Origin of the sequence: Providencia sp. PROV156, assembly GCF_028480905.1 — a bacterium.
GTDB classification, from domain to species: Bacteria; Pseudomonadota; Gammaproteobacteria; order Enterobacterales; family Enterobacteriaceae; genus Providencia; species Providencia hangzhouensis.
Genome location: NZ_JAMPPE010000007.1, coordinates 39,783 through 57,893 on the forward strand (window position 1 = coordinate 39,783; position 18,111 = coordinate 57,893).

Annotated in this window: 14 protein-coding genes and 3 tRNA genes; 9 read left to right on the forward strand and 8 right to left on the reverse strand. The window is 38.5% G+C overall.

Annotation, left to right across the window (positions count from 1 at the left end; all coding sequences use genetic code 11):
• Positions 1-261: 261 nt before the first annotated feature.
• Complete coding sequence (gene putA / locus PSF31_RS06855) at positions 262-4,245, forward strand: trifunctional transcriptional regulator/proline dehydrogenase/L-glutamate gamma-semialdehyde dehydrogenase (protein ID WP_096864670.1); 3,984 nt, start codon at positions 262-264, stop codon at positions 4,243-4,245.
• A 216-nt stretch (positions 4,246-4,461) separates the two neighbouring features.
• On the opposite strand, the gene fliZ is transcribed toward putA, so the two are convergent.
• Positions 4,462-4,980 carry a flagella biosynthesis regulatory protein FliZ gene (fliZ, locus tag PSF31_RS06860; protein ID WP_004255757.1) on the reverse strand — a complete coding sequence of 173 codons (519 nt, stop codon included), beginning with the start codon at positions 4,978-4,980 and terminating at the stop codon, positions 4,462-4,464.
• A gap of 1,047 nt (positions 4,981-6,027) precedes the next feature.
• Here fliZ and PSF31_RS06865 point away from each other — a divergent pair.
• Positions 6,028-6,339 carry a DUF5339 domain-containing protein gene (locus tag PSF31_RS06865; RefSeq protein ID WP_004255760.1) on the forward strand — a complete coding sequence of 104 codons (312 nt, stop codon included), beginning with the start codon at positions 6,028-6,030 and terminating at the stop codon, positions 6,337-6,339.
• Between the two features lie 159 nt (positions 6,340-6,498).
• Here PSF31_RS06865 and mgtA read toward each other — a convergent pair whose 3' ends face one another.
• The 4 genes from mgtA to cspE form a co-directional block, all read right to left on the reverse strand.
• On the reverse strand, positions 6,499-9,201 hold the full coding sequence (mgtA, locus tag PSF31_RS06870; RefSeq protein WP_164560973.1) for a magnesium-translocating P-type ATPase: 2,703 nt from the start codon (positions 9,199-9,201) through the stop codon (positions 6,499-6,501).
• A gap of 149 nt (positions 9,202-9,350) precedes the next feature.
• Complete coding sequence (locus tag PSF31_RS06875) at positions 9,351-10,049, reverse strand: MgtC family protein (RefSeq protein WP_004255789.1); 699 nt, start codon at positions 10,047-10,049, stop codon at positions 9,351-9,353.
• A gap of 393 nt (positions 10,050-10,442) precedes the next feature.
• Positions 10,443-10,634, reverse strand: coding sequence for a protein DsrB (dsrB, locus tag PSF31_RS06880; protein ID WP_004255792.1), 192 nt, complete (start codon positions 10,632-10,634; stop codon positions 10,443-10,445).
• 102 nt (positions 10,635-10,736) lie between these two features.
• The gene (gene cspE / locus PSF31_RS06885; protein WP_004909801.1) at positions 10,737-10,949 is read right to left on the reverse strand and encodes a transcription antiterminator/RNA stability regulator CspE; all 213 of its coding nucleotides are present in this window, start codon (positions 10,947-10,949) and stop codon (positions 10,737-10,739) included.
• A 479-nt stretch (positions 10,950-11,428) separates the two neighbouring features.
• Between cspE and PSF31_RS06890 the strand changes: the two genes are divergently transcribed.
• The 3 genes from PSF31_RS06890 (at position 11,429) to PSF31_RS06900 (ending at position 12,474) form a co-directional block, all read left to right on the forward strand.
• The gene (locus PSF31_RS06890; protein ID WP_004265669.1) at positions 11,429-11,932 is read left to right on the forward strand and encodes a YlaC family protein; all 504 of its coding nucleotides are present in this window, start codon (positions 11,429-11,431) and stop codon (positions 11,930-11,932) included.
• Positions 11,933-12,067: 135 nt separating this feature from the next.
• Positions 12,068-12,143 (forward strand) — tRNA-Asn (locus PSF31_RS06895).
• A gap of 255 nt (positions 12,144-12,398) precedes the next feature.
• A tRNA-Asn gene (locus PSF31_RS06900) sits at positions 12,399-12,474 on the forward strand.
• A gap of 111 nt (positions 12,475-12,585) precedes the next feature.
• Here the strand turns inward: PSF31_RS06900 and PSF31_RS06905 are convergent.
• The gene (locus PSF31_RS06905) at positions 12,586-13,071 is read right to left on the reverse strand and encodes a LysR substrate-binding domain-containing protein (protein WP_232062950.1); all 486 of its coding nucleotides are present in this window, start codon (positions 13,069-13,071) and stop codon (positions 12,586-12,588) included.
• 294 nt (positions 13,072-13,365) lie between these two features.
• Between PSF31_RS06905 and PSF31_RS06910 the strand changes: the two genes are divergently transcribed.
• The 4 genes from PSF31_RS06910 to PSF31_RS06925 all read left to right on the forward strand — a co-directional run bounded on the left by PSF31_RS06910 (position 13,366) and on the right by PSF31_RS06925 (position 15,982).
• Positions 13,366-13,441, forward strand: a tRNA-Asn gene (locus tag PSF31_RS06910).
• Between the two features lie 212 nt (positions 13,442-13,653).
• Positions 13,654-14,703, forward strand: coding sequence for a dihydroorotase (gene pyrC / locus PSF31_RS06915; protein ID WP_096864189.1), 1,050 nt, complete (start codon positions 13,654-13,656; stop codon positions 14,701-14,703).
• Positions 14,704-14,923: 220 nt separating this feature from the next.
• Entirely contained in the window at positions 14,924-15,178 is a 255-nt protein-coding gene (gene bssS, locus PSF31_RS06920; RefSeq protein ID WP_004255804.1) for a biofilm formation regulator BssS, read from the forward strand.
• A 210-nt stretch (positions 15,179-15,388) separates the two neighbouring features.
• On the forward strand, positions 15,389-15,982 hold the full coding sequence (locus PSF31_RS06925; RefSeq protein WP_153673605.1) for a LuxR C-terminal-related transcriptional regulator: 594 nt from the start codon (positions 15,389-15,391) through the stop codon (positions 15,980-15,982).
• Between the two features lie 144 nt (positions 15,983-16,126).
• On the opposite strand, the gene PSF31_RS06930 is transcribed toward PSF31_RS06925, so the two are convergent.
• Both PSF31_RS06930 and trhO read right to left on the reverse strand, forming a co-directional pair.
• Positions 16,127-16,585: an Hsp20 family protein gene (locus PSF31_RS06930; RefSeq protein WP_036957864.1), complete on the reverse strand. Its 459-nt coding sequence runs from the start codon at positions 16,583-16,585 to the stop codon at positions 16,127-16,129.
• A 328-nt stretch (positions 16,586-16,913) separates the two neighbouring features.
• Positions 16,914-17,960, reverse strand: a complete 1,047-nt coding sequence (gene trhO, locus PSF31_RS06935; protein WP_004255839.1) for an oxygen-dependent tRNA uridine(34) hydroxylase TrhO — start codon at positions 17,958-17,960, stop codon at positions 16,914-16,916.
• Between the last annotated feature and the right edge of the window lie 151 nt (positions 17,961-18,111).

Sequence of the window (18,111 nt, forward strand, 5' to 3'; positions counted from 1 at the left end):
TATCACAAATGTTAAAATTTAAACTTAAATTCACAATCGAATGTTTAACTATTCCACCTAAAACAAAATAAATATAACTACATGTAAAATATAATAAATAAATCAAAAATGATTTACTTGAAAATATTAAAACTTAAAAAACCCGATATGTTTCACATTTTCTTCAGAAATTACGCTTAACAATGTTGCACAAAGTTGCAACATTAAGATAATGTGGTGTAACTTTTTGATTAAAATGACTCGTGACCTAGAGGAATTAAGATGAGTAGCACAACAACTATGGGTGTGAGACTTGATGAAGCAACTCGTGAACGCATTAAAAATGCCGCTCAGCGTCTTGACCGCACATCACACTGGCTTATCAAACAAGCTATTTATAATTACCTAGAACAACTCGATAATGGCCAAGCCTTTCCAGAGCTCGCACCGGGTATCAATGTAAAAGAAAATCAAACTTCTGATGAAGACACCACCGTTGAATCTAACTATCAACCATTCTTAGATTTCGCAGAGCACATTTTACCACAATCTGTAAAACGCTCTGCAATTACTTCTGCTTACCGAATTCCTGAAACACAAGCCGTGCCAATGTTGTTACAACAAGCACAGCTCCCTACAGAACAAGCTGAAGCTGCTCATAAGTTAGCTTATTCAATCGCTGAAAAACTGCGTAATCAAAAAAATGGCATCGGCCGGTCAGGTTTGGTTCAAGGCTTACTTCAAGAGTTTTCACTTTCATCTCAGGAAGGTGTCGCATTAATGTGTCTCGCAGAGGCCTTATTACGTATTCCGGATAAAGCAACTCGTGATGCTCTTATTCGTGACAAGATCAGCAATGGAAACTGGCAATCACACCTCGGCCAAAGTAGCTCAATGTTTGTTAATGCCGCAACTTGGGGTCTGCTATTTACGGGGAAATTAGTTTCTACGCATAATGAAGCTAAACTCTCAACCTCACTTAATCGCATCATTAGTAAAAGTGGTGAACCACTGGTGCGTAAAGGTGTTGATATGGCGATGCGCCTTATGGGAGAGCAATTTGTTACTGGCGAAACTATCTCCCAAGCGCTCGCTAACGCGCGAAAGCTCGAAGATAAAGGCTTCCGCTATTCCTACGACATGCTGGGCGAAGCCGCATTAACGGAAAAAGATGCACAAGATTACATGGTGTCTTACCAACAAGCTATCCACGCGATTGGTAAAGCATCAAATGGCCGCGGCATTTATGAAGGCCCTGGTATTTCAATTAAGCTATCTGCATTACATCCACGTTATAGCCGCGCACAATACTCTCGCGTGATGGAAGAACTTTATCCACGCCTATTATCCCTCGTATTACAAGCGCACCAATACGATGTAGGGATTAATATTGACGCAGAAGAAGCCGACCGCTTAGAAATCTCTTTAGATTTACTAGAAAAACTCTGTTTTGAGCCACAACTCGCGGGTTGGAATGGGATTGGCTTTGTAATTCAGGCCTATCAAAAACGCTGCCCATTTGTGATTGACTCAATCATAAATTTAGCTGAACGCAGCCAACGTCGCTTAATGATCCGCCTAGTAAAAGGTGCTTATTGGGACAGTGAAATCAAGCGCGCACAAATGGATGGGCTAGAAGGTTATCCTGTTTATACGCGTAAGGTGTATACTGACGTTTCTTATATTGCCTGTGCACGAAAACTGTTGTCGGTTCCCAATTTAATTTACCCGCAGTTTGCAACACATAATGCACATACTCTCTCTGCTATCTACCAAATTGCAGGTAAAAACTACTACCCTGGTCAATACGAATTCCAATGCCTACATGGAATGGGTGAGCCGCTTTATGAACAAGTGGTTGGTAAGGTTGCTGATGGCAAACTAAACCGCCCTTGCCGTATTTATGCACCAGTCGGTACTCACGAGACGCTACTTGCCTACTTGGTGCGTCGATTGTTAGAAAATGGCGCAAATACTTCATTTGTAAACCGTATCGCTGATGCCACTATTCCTCTAGATGAATTAGTTGCCGACCCAGTTAAAGATGTTTTAGAACTGTCTAAAACTGAAGGACAAATTGGCTTACCGCATCCAAAAATTCCGTTACCACGTGATTTATATGGGCAAGAGCGTGTGAATTCGATGGGGCTTGACCTATCAAACGAGCATCGACTGGCTTCGCTATCAAGTGCCCTACTGAGTGCGGCTATGCAGCAAAAAATGGCAGAACCACTGTTAGGGGGCGACTTCCAAGCTTCGCAAGCATTGCCCGATGCGACACCAATTATTAACCCTGCCTGCCACAAAGATATTGTCGGCCACGTTCGTGAAACAACAGAACAAGAAGCTGAACATGCATTAAATACCGCTAACAATGCAGGTACTATCTGGTTCGCAACGCCTCCTTCTGAACGAGCGGCCATCTTATTACGAGCCGCTGACCTCATGGAGCAACAGTTACAACCGCTGTTAGATATTTTAGTACGTGAAGCCGGTAAAACCTACAACAATGCGATTGCGGAAGTTAGGGAAGCGGTAGATTTTCTTAATTACTATGCAACCCAAGTCAAGAATGATTTTGATAACAACACACACCGTCCTTTAGGGCCTGTGGTCTGTATTAGTCCGTGGAACTTCCCGTTAGCAATATTTTCAGGCCAAATTGCTGCGGCTCTCGCAGCAGGTAACACCGTACTCGCGAAACCAGCTGAACAAACACCATTAATCGGCGCTATCGCGGTATCTATTTTGCATCAAGCGGGTATTCCTCGCGATGTACTGCAATTTTTACCGGGTAAAGGTGAAACCATTGGCGCTCAACTCGTTGGTGATACTCGTGTTCGAGGGGTCATGTTTACAGGGTCAACAGAGGTCGCAGGGTTACTTCAACGTAATATTGCAGGGCGCTTAGATGCACAAGGACGGCCTACCCCGCTGATTGCAGAAACCGGCGGATTAAATGCAATGATAGTTGATTCTTCTGCACTCACAGAACAGGTTGTCACTGATGTCGTCGCATCTGCTTTTGATAGCGCGGGCCAACGTTGTTCGGCACTGCGCATTTTATGTATCCAAGAGGATGTCGCAGATAGAACGATTCGTATGTTAAAAGGCGCAATGGAAGAGTGCCGTATGGGGAACCCTGAGCATTTATCAACCGATATAGGCCCTGTGATTGACCATGAAGCAAAAGAGAATATCGATCAACATATTCAAAAAATGCGCAGCAAAGGGAAATCGGTCTTCCAAGCAGCATTTGAGAACCATGATGATCAGCAAGAGCAACAGGAAGGAACCTATGTTAAGCCAACATTAATAGAACTTGATGATGTTAGTGAGCTGAAAAAAGAGATCTTTGGTCCTGTTCTGCACGTTGTACGTTTTAAACGAGATGAGTTAGAAGCACTTGTTGAACAAATTAATGCAGCCGGTTATGGACTGACACTTGGTGTTCACACTCGTATCGATGAAACTATCAACCAAGTTGTTTCAAAAGCTAAAGTTGGCAATCTGTACGTAAACCGCAATATGGTTGGTGCCGTTGTTGGGGTGCAACCTTTTGGTGGTGAAGGTTTATCTGGAACTGGGCCTAAAGCAGGTGGGCCATTATACCTTTACCGTTTATTAAGCGAACGTCCAGATAACGCAGTTTCAAATACCTTAGAGCGACAAGATAGCCATTTACCCATGGATGCTAGTGCTAAAACTGTTTTACTTGAACCATTTGAAGCACTTACACAATGGTCTGAAAAACAAAACTTGGTTATTTCGCCTTCCGTGATTGAGCTATTTACACGCCATAGTCAAACAGGAACCACCCGTGTATTACCGGGCCCAACAGGAGAAAGAAATACCTATACCTTGCGCCCGCGTGGTTTGATTTTATGCCTTAGCGATAATGAACAAGATTGCTTAACCCAGCTAACAGCTGTACTTTCTGCGGGTTGTCAGGTGTTATGGCCAGATAGTGAGCTCCATCAGAAGCTGTTTAAGTCACTACCTGAAAAAGTGAGAAAAACCATATCGATAACCAAAAACTGGATAGAATCGAAAGAGCCAATCGAAGGGGTTATTTATCATGGTGACAGCGATCAGCTAAAAGAAGTTTGCGCAGTGGTTGCACAACGTAAAGGGCCAATTATTTCAGTTCAAGGCTTTGAACGTGGTGAAACTAACCTGATGACTGAACGCCTACTTCATGAACGTTCATTGAGTGTCAATACCGCTGCAGCAGGTGGTAATGCTAGCTTAATGACGATTGGGTAATAAGTAAAAGGCCTGGCTTCGTTGTCTACGAAAGCCAGGCCATACATGATTACATATTTAAAAATACACTTATCTCATAAGAATAGCTGTCGTGCTTCCTATCAGATAAGTGCTATCCCAAAGAGCTGTCAGCTAAAAACATAAAAGGTGTCCACGAGGACACCATTACTTAAAAACAACAAAGAAAATAGCAATGCTTATTTTCAATATGTCATTCTAATTATTGCACTTTTCTGATTCCCAGAATAAATATTGTTCATATTTACGTAATGCAATATTGTAATTACTAAATGCAGAATCTGTCATTTTTTCACTCAACTCTTCTTGAACTTTACTCGCAGTAAATTCTTTCATAGAAAAATTAGAGGAAGATAACAATTCATCTAAACGGCGTAAACGAACAACATATTCACGAACCGTACTGTGGCTCATCTCAGTCTGTAAGAATAAATACTGTTTAAATGACATAATATCAAAATAATCAGTATTACTATTGCAATAAATTTCACTACAAAAACGACAAAGTGCAGTAAATTTATCTTGCAGCTCCCCCCAAGTGCCTTCATCAACCAATTCAGTCATGTCAGCGATAGCTTCTTTATTTAAGATGTCATCGTTGAAAACTAAAGAGATACGATCAAGGGTTTTGTGACAGTGTGCACAATGAGTTTGGCTGTGTTTAAAATCTTTGATGTAACGACTCAGAGGCCGTTTCTTTACAATAGAAGCAGACATAATGGTAAAGCCCTGTGTGTAAGTCTAAATATAAAATTGTAACCAGATAAGTCAGGCTACATACATTGTATGCCCATAGCATTAATATAATATCTGCTATGTTGCATTTCGATATGGTGAACCCATATCATATATCCTTACTTTACCTTTAGAGAACTCATCATTCTAAAAATGTACAGTAAGAAAAGTTATCGCCCTTTGTTAAAAACATTCTAACCCGTCTCTCGCTCTTTGGCGAATTTCTACGGTGAGTCAATTTTGGTATGAATTTGAGTTAGCGTCAACAAAATTAACTTAATTGTCGTTAACCCTGTACACTTATCATTAACCATAAGTTAAGCGATATTTCTTCATTAGTTCGCTTAAAAACAAAGACTCTACCTGATAATTTCATCTTCGTACAAAGAAAATTTAATTTAAAAATCAAACTGGTACCTATACAAAGGTTTTATTCTTAAATTTGTGAACTAGCTCACCTTTCACATCTATAATTGCATCTTAAATGAACAGCCATTAATTCTATAAATATTTCATAGTGAAAACTTATCATTCGTCCGTAAACATTTTGTTACAAATAAACGATTTTTTAATATATTTAATCGCATATAAAAAAACGTTATAACGATATTAAAAAGGCTTATATAGGCATTTTTATAGGTAAATACACGTATGACGTATTATTCTATCTTGGTAGCTAAAACATAATTTTCGTCAAAAAATATATTTATTAAATTAACTAACCATTATCCCCTTACCCTAATAGCCCTCATACTTCTTTTATCTGCTTTCCATTTTTCTTCCACTTACCAATTACTCTAGACAAACATAGAATAGTTAAAGGAAATCTATAACATAATGATAAAAAACAACTTATTTATCTCCGTGAATTTATGTAACGGAAATGAGCTAAAACAAAATACTATAGCCCAATTAAATTGAAATTTAATTAATTAACCGATGTATTATTTTAGGATTTGTCACGTTTGATATTAAAAACATCTCTTATATACTCAATTCGCTATATAAATAATTTTAATAAGGTTGATTATGAAAAAGTTGATTTTAGCTTGTGGTATGGGTTTATTGGCACTGACAATCACTGCTTGTTCAGAAGAAGAGAAAAAAGGTGAAGTTGCTGGCGCAACTGAAACTTGTAATGCTTACTTCGCTGAAGTTGATAGCTTAATTGCTAAAGCTTCAGAAAACCCGCAAGCAAAAGCTCAGTTAGACGCAATGAAAGGTCAGCTGGAAGAGGGTAAAAAACAGGTTGCTGCACTACCTAAAGACCAGCAAGATAAAGCTTGCCAACAGGGTATTGATGCAATGAAACAGATGAAAACTGCTTTAGGCCTGCAATAAGCCCTATTCTTTTTATTCTGTAATCAAAAAGAGCCATTATTACTGTGGCTCTTTTTATTTTATGAATATTAATGAGTTACAATGAATATCAAATATCCCATACGATATAGCTACCCAAAGGTGCAAGACCCCTTTGGCCTCACACCTTTTAACATTATTTTATAACCACGTTCCAAAACGTTTAATATAAAATTGCTTCATTAGTTGAGCTACAACACAATAACTGACTAATGTGAGAGCGAGCCATGGGAAATATTCTATTGGTAACGGTTGTAACCCAATCATTTCACCAAATGAAGAAAATGGAATATATAAACCAAGAGCCATAATTAACCCTGTTGTTAACATAACAGGTAATGCGGCAGTGCTTTGTATAAACGGTATTTTTTGTGTTCTTAACATATGAACAACCAACGTCTGTGAAAGTAATCCTTCAACAAACCAGCCTGATTGGAACAGCGCTTCATGAGCGACACTATTCGCTTGGAACACATACCACATTAACGCAAAAGTTGTGATATCAAAGATAGATGAGGTTGGCCCAATCCAAATCATAAAGCGGCCAATATTTTTCGCATCCCATTTGCGAGGACGTTTTAAAAACTCTTTATCCATTTTATCCCAGGGTAATGCAAGCTGGGAAATATCATACAGTAAGTTTTGAACGAGCAAATGAATGGCTAGCATCGGTAAGAAGGGAATAAATGCACTGGCAATTAATACAGAAAATACGTTACCAAAGTTAGAGCTGGCGGTCATATTTAAGTATTTAATAATATTACCAAAAGTTTCACGTCCTTTAATTACCCCCTGCTCTAATACCATTAAATCTTTTTCAAGTAGGATAATATCCGCAGATTCCTTAGCAATATCCGTCCCTGTGTCAACTGAAATTCCTACATCAGCATCACGTAATGCGGGCGCATCGTTGATCCCATCACCAAGAAAACCAACGGTATGTCCATTTGCTTGTAACCGCTTTAAAATACGGGATTTTTGCAATGGTGTTAATTTACAAAAAACTGAAACTTGCTCAACTTTCTGGCTTAACTCTTCGTCTGTCAGTTCTTCAACTTCTAAACCCGTCATGATTTCGCTGATGTTTAAGCCAACATCATGACAGATTTTTTCGGTAATAATGGCATTATCCCCCGTCAACACCTTAACCGTAACGCCATTTTCACGTAGTGCTGCAATGGCTGAAATTGCGCTTTCTTTTGCTGGGTCAAGAAAAGTTAAAATGCCTTGTAGCTCTAACTGATACTCGGCTTGAGCAGAAAGCGGTAAGCTGGCTTCTGCATCATTCAAACGACGAGTTGCAAGTAACAATACACGAAATCCTTGTCTGTTATAATCACTCACTAGCTCAGTAATTTTTACCTTTGCTTGGTCGTCAAGTAAATGCAGCTCACCATCTTGTTGGTAACTTTGGCAGACAGCTAACATTTCCTCCGCGGCACCTTTACAAATAAGTAGAGCTTCGCCTTTCGGTGTTCGTACTGTCACTGACAATTTGCGTCGAATAAAATCAAAGGGTAACTCATCAATTTTTTGGAATACTTTTAGCTGCTCAACTTCACTGTTCCCTCTACCACGACGAATAATTGCCTGATCCATCATATTTTTAGCCCCACTTTGGTGGAAGCTGTTTAGCCAAGCTAGTTGCAAAATTTTACTATTTTTTTGCCCATTGCTGTCCAAATAATGTTCTAAAATAATACGATCTTGCGTCAATGTTCCCGTTTTATCCGTACACAACACATCCATTGCGCCAAAGTTTTGGATAGCATTTAACCTTTTAACAATCACCTTGTGCTTTGACATGGCAATTGCACCTTTGGCTAAATTCGAGCTAACAATCATCGGTAACATTTCCGGTGTTAAACCCACGGCAACCGCCAGTGAAAATAGTGTTGCTTCGAACCAATCTCCTTTTGTAAACCCATTGATAAGTAAGACGATTGGTACCATGACTAACATAAAGCGAATCAATAACCAGCTTACGCTATTCACACCACGATCAAACGAAGTTTGCGCACGACTCCCCACAATAGATTTGGCCAGCGAGCCTAGATAGGTTTTCCCACCCGTTGCCACCACAATTCCACGCGCCGTCCCGCTGGTAACATTGGTTCCCATTAAACAAATATTTGAAATTTCTAACAGTTCATTTTCAGTTGGCGATACGGGATCTAAATTTTTGGCTGAAACGTCACCTAATGTGTCGTATTTTTCTACAGGTATTGATTCCCCTGTTAGAATGGCTTGGCTGATAAACAAGTCCCTTGATTCGACTAGCTTTAAATCAGCAGGAACCATATCTCCAGCGGATAACAACACAATATCCCCAGGTACTAAGCATTTGATCGGTACCTCTTTTCTAACAGAACGCCCCGTTTTATTATCACGACGAAATACAGTAGCCGTCGTACGAACTAAGGATTTCAATGCTTCCGCAGCCTTATTGGTACGATACTCTTGCCAAAAACGTAAAAAACCACTCAATAAAACCATTGTGACAATAATAATCACGCCGGTTAAATCTGTTTCTTCGCCTTGGCGTTCAGGAATAACATAATCCGTAAAAAAGCTAACAACAGCTAATACAATCAGTACGAATATAAATGGATTTTTAAAAGAAGTGAGTAGTTGCTTCCATGCTGGAGGGGCTTTTTCATGAGCAACTTCATTTTCACCTTCAGTCACAAGACGGTCCATCGCCTCATTCTCTGATAAGCCTAATAGATTTGTTTGATATTCATTGAGCACTTGCTCAATATTTTTACTCGCTTGTTCGCCAACAATAAATTTTTGGCGTGCAGCGGCTTTGACGCTTTTGCGCGGTTGTCTTATTTCAGTCATAACGTTGTCTCGAATACAACACTCGTGATTTTAACGCTATCCAACTGAAATAAAATTAGTTTATTATCAGTTAGATAGCTCCAATTTACTACTCCATGACGGAGGGTGGTCGTCCATTTCAGCTCCTATAGTGAGTTAATTTAAAGTCATCAAGCTGGTAGCTCTGATGCCACTTTCCAATTGATAGCACTAACACTTTGCTCAAGGCTTATTCTGCATACCAATGCTTCAATTTCTTTTTGCTCGGCAGGTGTCGCAAGAAATTCAGCACACACTTCTAGCTGCTCAGGCTTTAGTGTGTCTGCACTACTTAACGATTGCAGCCGAATATGCAGTCCATTAATTGCTTGTAAAATAAGAGTTCTTACTAAAATTTCATCCGTTTGATGGCACATCACGCGAATTTTATAACGTTGCTCTACATCGAGTGCTTGCTGTTGTGGTTGTTTATTAATTCGTGAAGCGGCTTCTCTTAATAAAATATTGGCGCATAAAATTAATAACGTTGCCATCAAGGCCAAAGAATACTGGCCTAATCCACATAAAACACCGATCCCCGCGGAACACCAAAGCGTTGCCGCAGTATTTAGGCCTCGGATGTTCATGCCTTCACGCATAATCACTCCCGCACCGAGAAAACCAATTCCTGACACCACTTGGGCAGCAATACGACCAGGACTATCAGGTGATGTTGTTACAGAACTTAAAATAAATACCGCCGCTCCGGTTGCAACCAGTGCATTAGTTCTCAAGCCCGCCATTCGTTGACGCCACTGGCGCTCAGCACCAATTAATGCACCAAAACACATAGCAGACAGCAAATTTAAAATATCAGGGGAAAAAAGCATGATAATCCCTCCAAAAATAACTTGGATAATGATTTATATGCTTAATAAAAAGCATATAGCCATATTTTGAGTAAAATAATTACTCAAAAACCATTAGCTATTGCCTGGAGGAAATAAAGAATAAATATAGACCAACATAATACACACTCAATACAGCTATAATACGCTATCTAATGAAATACAATTATAAGGGAGTAGTATGATGAGGAGACATCAGACACCGCCCGCCGTTGTGGCAAGCAGTGAAAAGAAAAGACGATTACTGGCTTGCCATTAAATTAAGTTTTTATTCCAACTCTGACTGTCCAAGTAATAATCTCCTAAGTAAAAGATGGAAGGAGTATAAGTGGGGAAAATTATTAAGTAAAGGACAAAGTGCCCATTAAATTGAACTTATCTTTCAATTGGCGTAACAAAAATCCCTTCATCGCCTTCTTTTTCATTAAAGAACCAAATACCTTCAGGGTAATCAGGTAATGCAATTAAATACATTACCCCTTCATTGAAGGGTTCAATAAGTAAAATAGTTCCTTCTCGACGCTCTTCTCCGTCTGTTTTTACATAAACACGGTCATTAATATTCATAACATTCTTTTCCAACAAAATATATTAACCATAAATGTAGCGCATACGAAAAAGCCCGTCATTAAAAATGACGGGCTTTAGAAAATCAGTTAAGCAATTAGCTTAGATAGCAGTTACGTTAGCAGCTGCTGGGCCTTTTGCACCGTTTTCAATGGTGAATTCAACTTGCTGACCTTCAGCCAGAGTTTTGAAACCATTGCCCTGAATGGCAGAGAAGTGGACGAAAACGTCTTTGCTACCATCAGCTGGAGTGATGAAACCGAAGCCTTTAGACTCGTTGAACCACTTAACTTGACCTTTCATTTTGTCGGACATTTGACTTTTCCTATATAACATCAAAAAAACTTGCCTTTTGGCATATACGGGCCAGAGTCAACTATTTAATCAGGGAAACACCAAGATGAAGCGTCACGGTCAAAGGCTATCTGTGATAACTTTCTTCTTTAGAACACACTAACTCAGTAATCATACATCAAATAGGACTGCTAAACAGGCCGACACTCATTAACTCATGACTTAAAGATAATAGCAACTATTTTATACGAGCAAACCTCAAAAATATGCTGTTTTTTCGATTGCGTCACTTTTATCGGCTATAACGTTAACAAAAACGCTGCATTTAGTTGATAGTTTAAAGAAAACTTTAATTTAAAAAGCCAACAACCTAATAAATGTCAGTAAGAATTATCCGATACGATGACAATCTGTGTAAATATTTTTTTTAACTGATATATAACAATCTCAACGGCTCGTGATACCCTCCTAGTATAGATATCTGACAGAGAGTTATACACATGGATATTATCAAACAAATACTCGTCGAAGATTTGGATGCCATCAATAAACGTGAAAACCGTGATGGGAAACCTTATTTTAATAGCCAATTTCTCGCCAACCACCCTTATTTATGTATTGGCATGGTTGCGGCTTATGTCCCCCTAGCCATTATTCTTTGGTATGCCCCTTATTTTGGTCCTTATTGGGCTCTGGGTATCACCATTCTTTTTATTGTATTAGCAAGTGTACTACTTTTTGACATCAAACCTGTTTATCACTTTGAAGATATTGGCGTCTTAGATTTACGTGTCTGTTATAACGGGGAATGGTTTGTTACTGAACCAGTTTCTGATAATGCGATAAGCAAAATCATTGATTCACAAGATGTTAGCTCTGCTATAAAACAAGAAATATCGCGTTTAATTGCATTAAAAGGAATGATTTCCTTTTATGATATCTATCATGTCGCTTATCCTGAAGTTTCTACGCAATTACCTGGTACACTTGCAACTCAAAATTAATTCAATATCAATTAACTAGAGTAAAACTTCGTCATAATGTGCATTGAATGAGCAGTTGGATATTTTTTCTGTTTTTATGATTGACAGCCTGAGATGATATCGTTAATATGCGCCTCGTTCTCAGGAACAAGCAATTCCTCCATAGTTCAGTCGGTAGAACGGCGGACTGTTAATCCGTATGTCGCTGGTTCAAGTCCAGCTGGAGGAGCCAAATTTAAAAAGCCCGCTTAATGCGGGCTTTTTGCTATCTGCTAAATATATATCACCATTATATAATTCATCTCTACTATCAATGCTCCCCTAGCACCTCTCATAATCCATCTGGTATGCATTACGCATCATATATTAGGATAGATAACCACCAAATCGATTACTTAACGCCCACTTGGCTATTTTTTTCATTTTTATACTTTACAACAGTGAACAGGATGGGTAATATGCGCCTCGTTCTCAGGAACAAAGCAATTCCTCCATAGTTCAGTCGGTAGAACGGCGGACTGTTAATCCGTATGTCGCTGGTTCAAGTCCAGCTGGAGGAGCCAAATTTAAAAAGCCCGCTTAATGCGGGCTTTTTGCTATCTACCTAAAAATCACTCTTCTTAGCATTACTTTACTTACGGCAAATACAAGAGTTCCCACCATAAAATAAATTCTTACTCTTTCTCTAGAAAAAATTGTTTAATCGTCTGGCGTAACCATTGATGCGCAGGGTCCCTATCTAACCTTGGGTGCCATGCTTGCACGATAAATATAGGCACCAATCCCAAAGGAAGTTCAATTTCAACCAATGGCAAATTAACACTCTTTACCCCTTGCAGTACATGACGAGGGAGCGGCAAAATATAGTCAGAGTTCATGGTTAACATCATGGCTGAATGAAAACTAGGCAAAGTCAATGCAACATTACGCTGTAATTGAAGGTCGCGTAATGCGTCATCAATTGGCCCCAATGTACGCCCTCGGCGCGATACGCTAATATGTGGGTAATGTGTTAAGCTTTCAGGCGCCACCTGCCCGATAATTGGATGCCCTGGGCGAACTAATGCTTGAAAAGTACTATTAAATAAGCTCTGAGCCTTTATTTCAGGGTGCCAGTCTCGAGAGGAACCGATAACCAAATCCACCTTGCCACTGCGCAAGGAATCATCTTCAGTATCACTTTCTGCAATAAAAATTAAACTACTTTATATCCATCCATGACTTAGTAGTGATTAACTACGATTAACCTCTAAACTTGAAATAATACACCGTTCATCAACTCAGATTTGTCACAGTCTTCTCATTAGTGTATGACCTTGATTAATCACGACTACCCTATTTTCGATCAAACTTCCGACAGTTCGCACAGATAACAGGCAAACAAACAATTTTTTCGATATTCTCCTTTGACAATGCGGTGAGAGAAAGCTAATATCCTCTGCGTACCAAGGAGTTCCTCCATAGTTCAGTCGGTAGAACGGCGGACTGTTAATCCGTATGTCGCTGGTTCGAGTCCAGCTGGAGGAGCCAAAATTTAGGGAAACCTGCTTAAGGAAACTTAAGCAGGTTTTTTGCTATTGAACGAACTAAATAAGCCACCTATTTACGTTATTTGCGCGATCTATCCCTGAAATAAGCTACAATCGTGATTTCTCATAGCTATTTTTTTACTTTACCTTTATCATTCTATTCCGGCTTGAGCACTCGCTCATCATTCACTCTTCCCCTATGGAGCCGGTTTAATGACAACTGTAACTACCCTAACGATCCGCCGCCCTGATGATTGGCATGTTCATTTTCGCGATGATGATATGTTAAAAACGGTCGTTCCCTATACCAGTGAATTTTTTGGCCGTGCAATTGTCATGCCGAATTTAGTGCCACCAGTCACAACGATTGAAGCCGCAAAAGCTTATCGTGAACGCATCCTAAAAGCGGTTCCAGAAGGGAATCAATTTACCCCTTTAATGACCTGCTACCTTACTGATAGCACAGATCCTGTTGAAGTGGTTCGTGGCTTTAACGAAGGGGTATTTACTGCCTGTAAACTCTACCCGGCTAATGCAACAACAAACTCGAGTCATGGCGTATCTGATATTAAAAAAATTTATCCCGTATTAGCTGCGATAGAACAAGCAGGAATGCCATTGCTGGTCCATGGTGAAGTCACCGCAAGCCATATCGATATTTTTGACCGCGAAGCGTTGTTTATTGAGCAAGTTATGTTGCCATTACGGGCACAGTTTCCAAAACTCAAAGTCGTTTTTGAACATATAACCACCAAAGAAGCGGCTCAATATGTCCAAGAAGCAAATGAATTTACAGCTGCAACTTTAACACCTCAACATTTGATGTTTAACCGTAACCATATGTTAGTTGGTGGTATAAGGCCGCACTTATTTTGCTTGCCTATTTTGAAACGTAATGTACATCAAGAAGCATTACGTGCAGCCGTTGCTTCAGGTTGTGACCGTTTCTTCCTTGGTACCGACACCGCACCACATATACAATCACGTAAAGAGTCTTCCTGTGGTTGTGCTGGGGTCTTTAATGCTCCCACTGCATTAGCGGCTTACGCGACTGTTTTTGAAGAGCTTGGTGCTTTGGTATATTTCGAAGCTTTTTGTTCACTAAATGGTCCTAAATTCTATAACTTACCCGTAAATGAAGGAACCATTACGCTAACTAAAGAACAAAATATTACTTGCGAATCAATTGACTGCTGTAATGATAAATTAGTTCCTTTCTTAGCAGGGGAAGATGCTCGCTGGAGTGTCGCTCTGGGTCAGTAGTTTATACACCAATGGGAAGTTCAAAATGCTTCCCATTCTGTTTTTACAATCCTTATTATCTGTTTTATGCATTTTCTGCTATATAAACAAAAAAAATGTTTTATTTGCTTTCTTATTAGCGAAATCTCCTTATACTAAAAGTGGACTCATCTCGAGGTCATTGCTCTTAGTCAGTTATAGATATTTATTATTTATCACGATGTTTGATTAGGAGGTTTATATGAATAAAAAAAATGATGTCATTCAAACCCACCCAGTAGTTGGCTGGGACATCAGCACAGTCGATGATTACGACGCTATGATGTTGCGTTTGCACTACCTCCCCGAGCAAGATAAACACACAGGTGATGCTATTGTGGATAAAACCATGTGGCTAACGACTGATGTGGCTAAACAACTTATTCATATTCTCCAAGCAGGCGTAGACAAGATAGAATCAGGGGAATATGTTGAGTTTGATTTTAAAACACACTAGGAAAAATAAATGGATATTAGTGCCACTAATATCCATTTAATTTATTCATCTATATAGATAATTATATGTCTTTATATAATTACCTTATTAATTAATTACTAATTAGCAATTTCAAATAAGAACACTATTTATTGTTTTTATTAATCCTTGGTTGACTTCTCTATCAATTCCAATTTATTGTAAGCCATCTTCTTGAACAAGGATGTTCCAATGCGAATATTAGTTATTGATGAATGTTATTATACACGTCTTGGCATTACAGAATATTTATCTAAAAATAAAAAACTCGAATTTATTAGTACAGGATGTATAAAAGAAGCCATTGGTTTTATGAACACAAACCTACCAAGCATTATACTGGTGAATCTAACCTACTATTGTAATTACTCTGATTACTGCCCTACTCTACAGCAGTTATTAAGTAATACTAATAATGCACGCTTTTATATTTATATTAATGCTCCTTATCCGCAAACAAACAACCCATTATTATTAAAAGACAATTACTTTATTCTATCAAAAAGCATTATTATTCAAACGCTTGATAAAGTTATTCGTGACCATGAACAAATAGAAAAAATCACCAAACTTGCTAATAATATTGAGTCATCCATTTTCACGATTAAAGAACAAAATATTATTAATAACTGGATGAATGAGACACCCAATCATATTATTTCTCGAAAACTAGGAATTAGTAATAGTACTGTCTATTCACAGAAAAGACATATCGCATCTAAAGTTTTCGTCAAAAATAGAATTGAGTTATTTTTTATATATAATGTATTTAAATATTTATATTAAAAATGTTTTAATTTAAATCGACTGAAACAAAACTAAAAGGCCTGACTCCATTTAAATAACGGAATCAGGCCTTACAAACCAGTCAACAAAAGTGTCCAACGTTATAAAGTCACTCTAATTGCTGACGAGTCATAAATTTTAGTTCTATGATTTTATATCTTTATTTTCAATAGCGATAACTCGAGGTTTTTCTTCATCCGGGATTTCATATTCAATATCCAGAGTTAGTAAACCACTAGATAACTCAGCACTTTCTATCTTCACATTTTTACCGAGATTAAATTCAAGGGAAAACTTATTTTGCGTTATTCCTTGATGGATCCATTTCTCAGAATCATTAACTAATTCTGCTGATTGCTCACCTTGAACATACAATTTCCCGCCTTTTAGGGATACGCTTAAGTCCTCTTCCTTATAACCTGGAACACTAACCGTTAATTGATAGCTTGTTTCATTTATTTGTTTTAAATTATACGGATGCTCTGAAGTTAAAGGCCTATTACCTGTTAGCTGGCTAAACAAACGATCCATTTGGTCAAATCTGTTAGAAAGTAGGCTATCGGATAATGTTGGGAATAATGAAAAAGATCTAATGTTAGACATAATTTCTCCTTCAATATTTTTATATCAAACTAAACACATACGACTATGCACCATTGCCTGTGTACCTAGTATGGGATAATGCTCTTTCTTGGTGCAATTCTTATATAGTGCCAGTTACGCGTATTTCAAGTCTTAAATTACACTTCTTTACAAAATGGCGTTACCTGCTGTAAACCATAAACAAATACCCCATGAATTTCATACGAAATGCATGGGGTATAAGCAACGTAATGACATCGAATGAAATAAATTTTTTATTTCAATTAATTTTATCTTGCTCTAATCAGCCCTAATTACAGGGCTTTCTTATTATAGAGAACATCAATAATTAGTTATCTTTATTTAATAACCCATCGGATAAACGGTGACGTGACTTATTAAAGATTTTATTACTGACTTCGCGACCTGCACGGCGTGCGCGTTGTTCTTGCTCTGGAAGTTTCATTTCTTCAGTGCAAGACGAACTGCAGCAACCTTCGTACTTTTCTGCACAGCTAGGGCATTGGATAAACAGCAAGTGACAGCCATCGTTACGGCAATTGGTGTGTGTATCACAAGGTGCACCACATTGGTGGCATTGTGCTAATGTGTCTTCTGTAATACGCTCTCCCATTCGGTTGTCAAAAACAAAGTTTTTCCCTTTAAACCTCAAAGGCAACCCTTGTTCCTTCGCCTTACGTGCGTATTCAATAATCCCACCTTCAACATGGTAAACATTTTTAAAGCCATTATGCAGCATATAAGCACTGGCTTTTTCACAACGGATCCCACCAGTACAATACATTACGACATTTTTGTCTTTTTGCTCTTGCAGCATTTCCACCGCCATTGGCAGTTGCTCTCTAAATGTATCTGAAGGTATTTCAATCGCGTTATCAAAACGCCCTACTTCGTACTCATAATGATTTCGCATATCGACGAAAACAGTATTTGGGTCATCAATCATTTCATTCACTTCGTGAGCTTTTAGATATTGACCTGTATTTGCAGGGTTAAATGTTTCGTCCTCAATACCATCAGCCACCACGCGCTCACGGACTTTCATACGCAGCACCCAGAACGATTTACCGTCATCATCAATCGCAATATTTAAACGCAAGTTATCTAATGCGGGGTCTGTTGCATAAATAAGTTCGCGCAATGCGCCCACATTAGATTCCGGCACACTGATTTGCGCGTTAATACCTTCTTTTGCAATATAAACACGTCCAAAAACGCTTAATGCTTTAAATTGTTGGTACCATTGATTACGAAATTCGTTTGGGTCTTGGATATTAAAATATTTATAAAAAGAGATAGTGGTGCGCGGCTCAACTTCTGCCAACATACGTTCTTTTAATATTTTATTTGAAATTTGGTTATGTAACACTGGCATGGTGTTCTTAATCCTATTTAACTCATTGATAATATTTTAATTTAAATAAATTCAGGCGAGCTGCCACCCTATTTAAATCTTGGTGAGTATTATCCCTCTTATTATGTTAATAAAAAACCCTTTATTTGTAGGGTTATCGTGATAAAAGTAT

What these genes read in the sequence shown, in the direction of transcription:
- mgtA (WP_164560973.1), bottom strand. Translation starts at nt 9,201, where the DNA reads ATGACTGAAATAAGACAACCGCGCAAAAGCGTCAAAGCCGCTGCACGC.
- cspE (WP_004909801.1), bottom strand. Translation starts at nt 10,949, where the DNA reads ATGTCCGACAAAATGAAAGGTCAAGTTAAGTGGTTCAACGAGTCTAAA.
- PSF31_RS06930 (WP_036957864.1), bottom strand. Translation starts at nt 16,585, where the DNA reads ATGTCTAACATTAGATCTTTTTCATTATTCCCAACATTATCCGATAGC.
- PSF31_RS06875 (WP_004255789.1), bottom strand. Translation starts at nt 10,049, where the DNA reads ATGCTTTTTTCCCCTGATATTTTAAATTTGCTGTCTGCTATGTGTTTT.
- putA (WP_096864670.1), top strand. Translation starts at nt 262, where the DNA reads ATGAGTAGCACAACAACTATGGGTGTGAGACTTGATGAAGCAACTCGT.
- PSF31_RS06890 (WP_004265669.1), top strand. Translation starts at nt 11,429, where the DNA reads ATGGATATTATCAAACAAATACTCGTCGAAGATTTGGATGCCATCAAT.
- fliZ (WP_004255757.1), bottom strand. Translation starts at nt 4,980, where the DNA reads ATGTCTGCTTCTATTGTAAAGAAACGGCCTCTGAGTCGTTACATCAAA.
- pyrC (WP_096864189.1), top strand. Translation starts at nt 13,654, where the DNA reads ATGACAACTGTAACTACCCTAACGATCCGCCGCCCTGATGATTGGCAT.
- dsrB (WP_004255792.1), bottom strand. Translation starts at nt 10,634, where the DNA reads ATGAATATTAATGACCGTGTTTATGTAAAAACAGACGGAGAAGAGCGT.
- PSF31_RS06925 (WP_153673605.1), top strand. Translation starts at nt 15,389, where the DNA reads ATGCGAATATTAGTTATTGATGAATGTTATTATACACGTCTTGGCATT.
- bssS (WP_004255804.1), top strand. Translation starts at nt 14,924, where the DNA reads ATGAATAAAAAAAATGATGTCATTCAAACCCACCCAGTAGTTGGCTGG.
- trhO (WP_004255839.1), bottom strand. Translation starts at nt 17,960, where the DNA reads ATGCCAGTGTTACATAACCAAATTTCAAATAAAATATTAAAAGAACGT.
- PSF31_RS06865 (WP_004255760.1), top strand. Translation starts at nt 6,028, where the DNA reads ATGAAAAAGTTGATTTTAGCTTGTGGTATGGGTTTATTGGCACTGACA.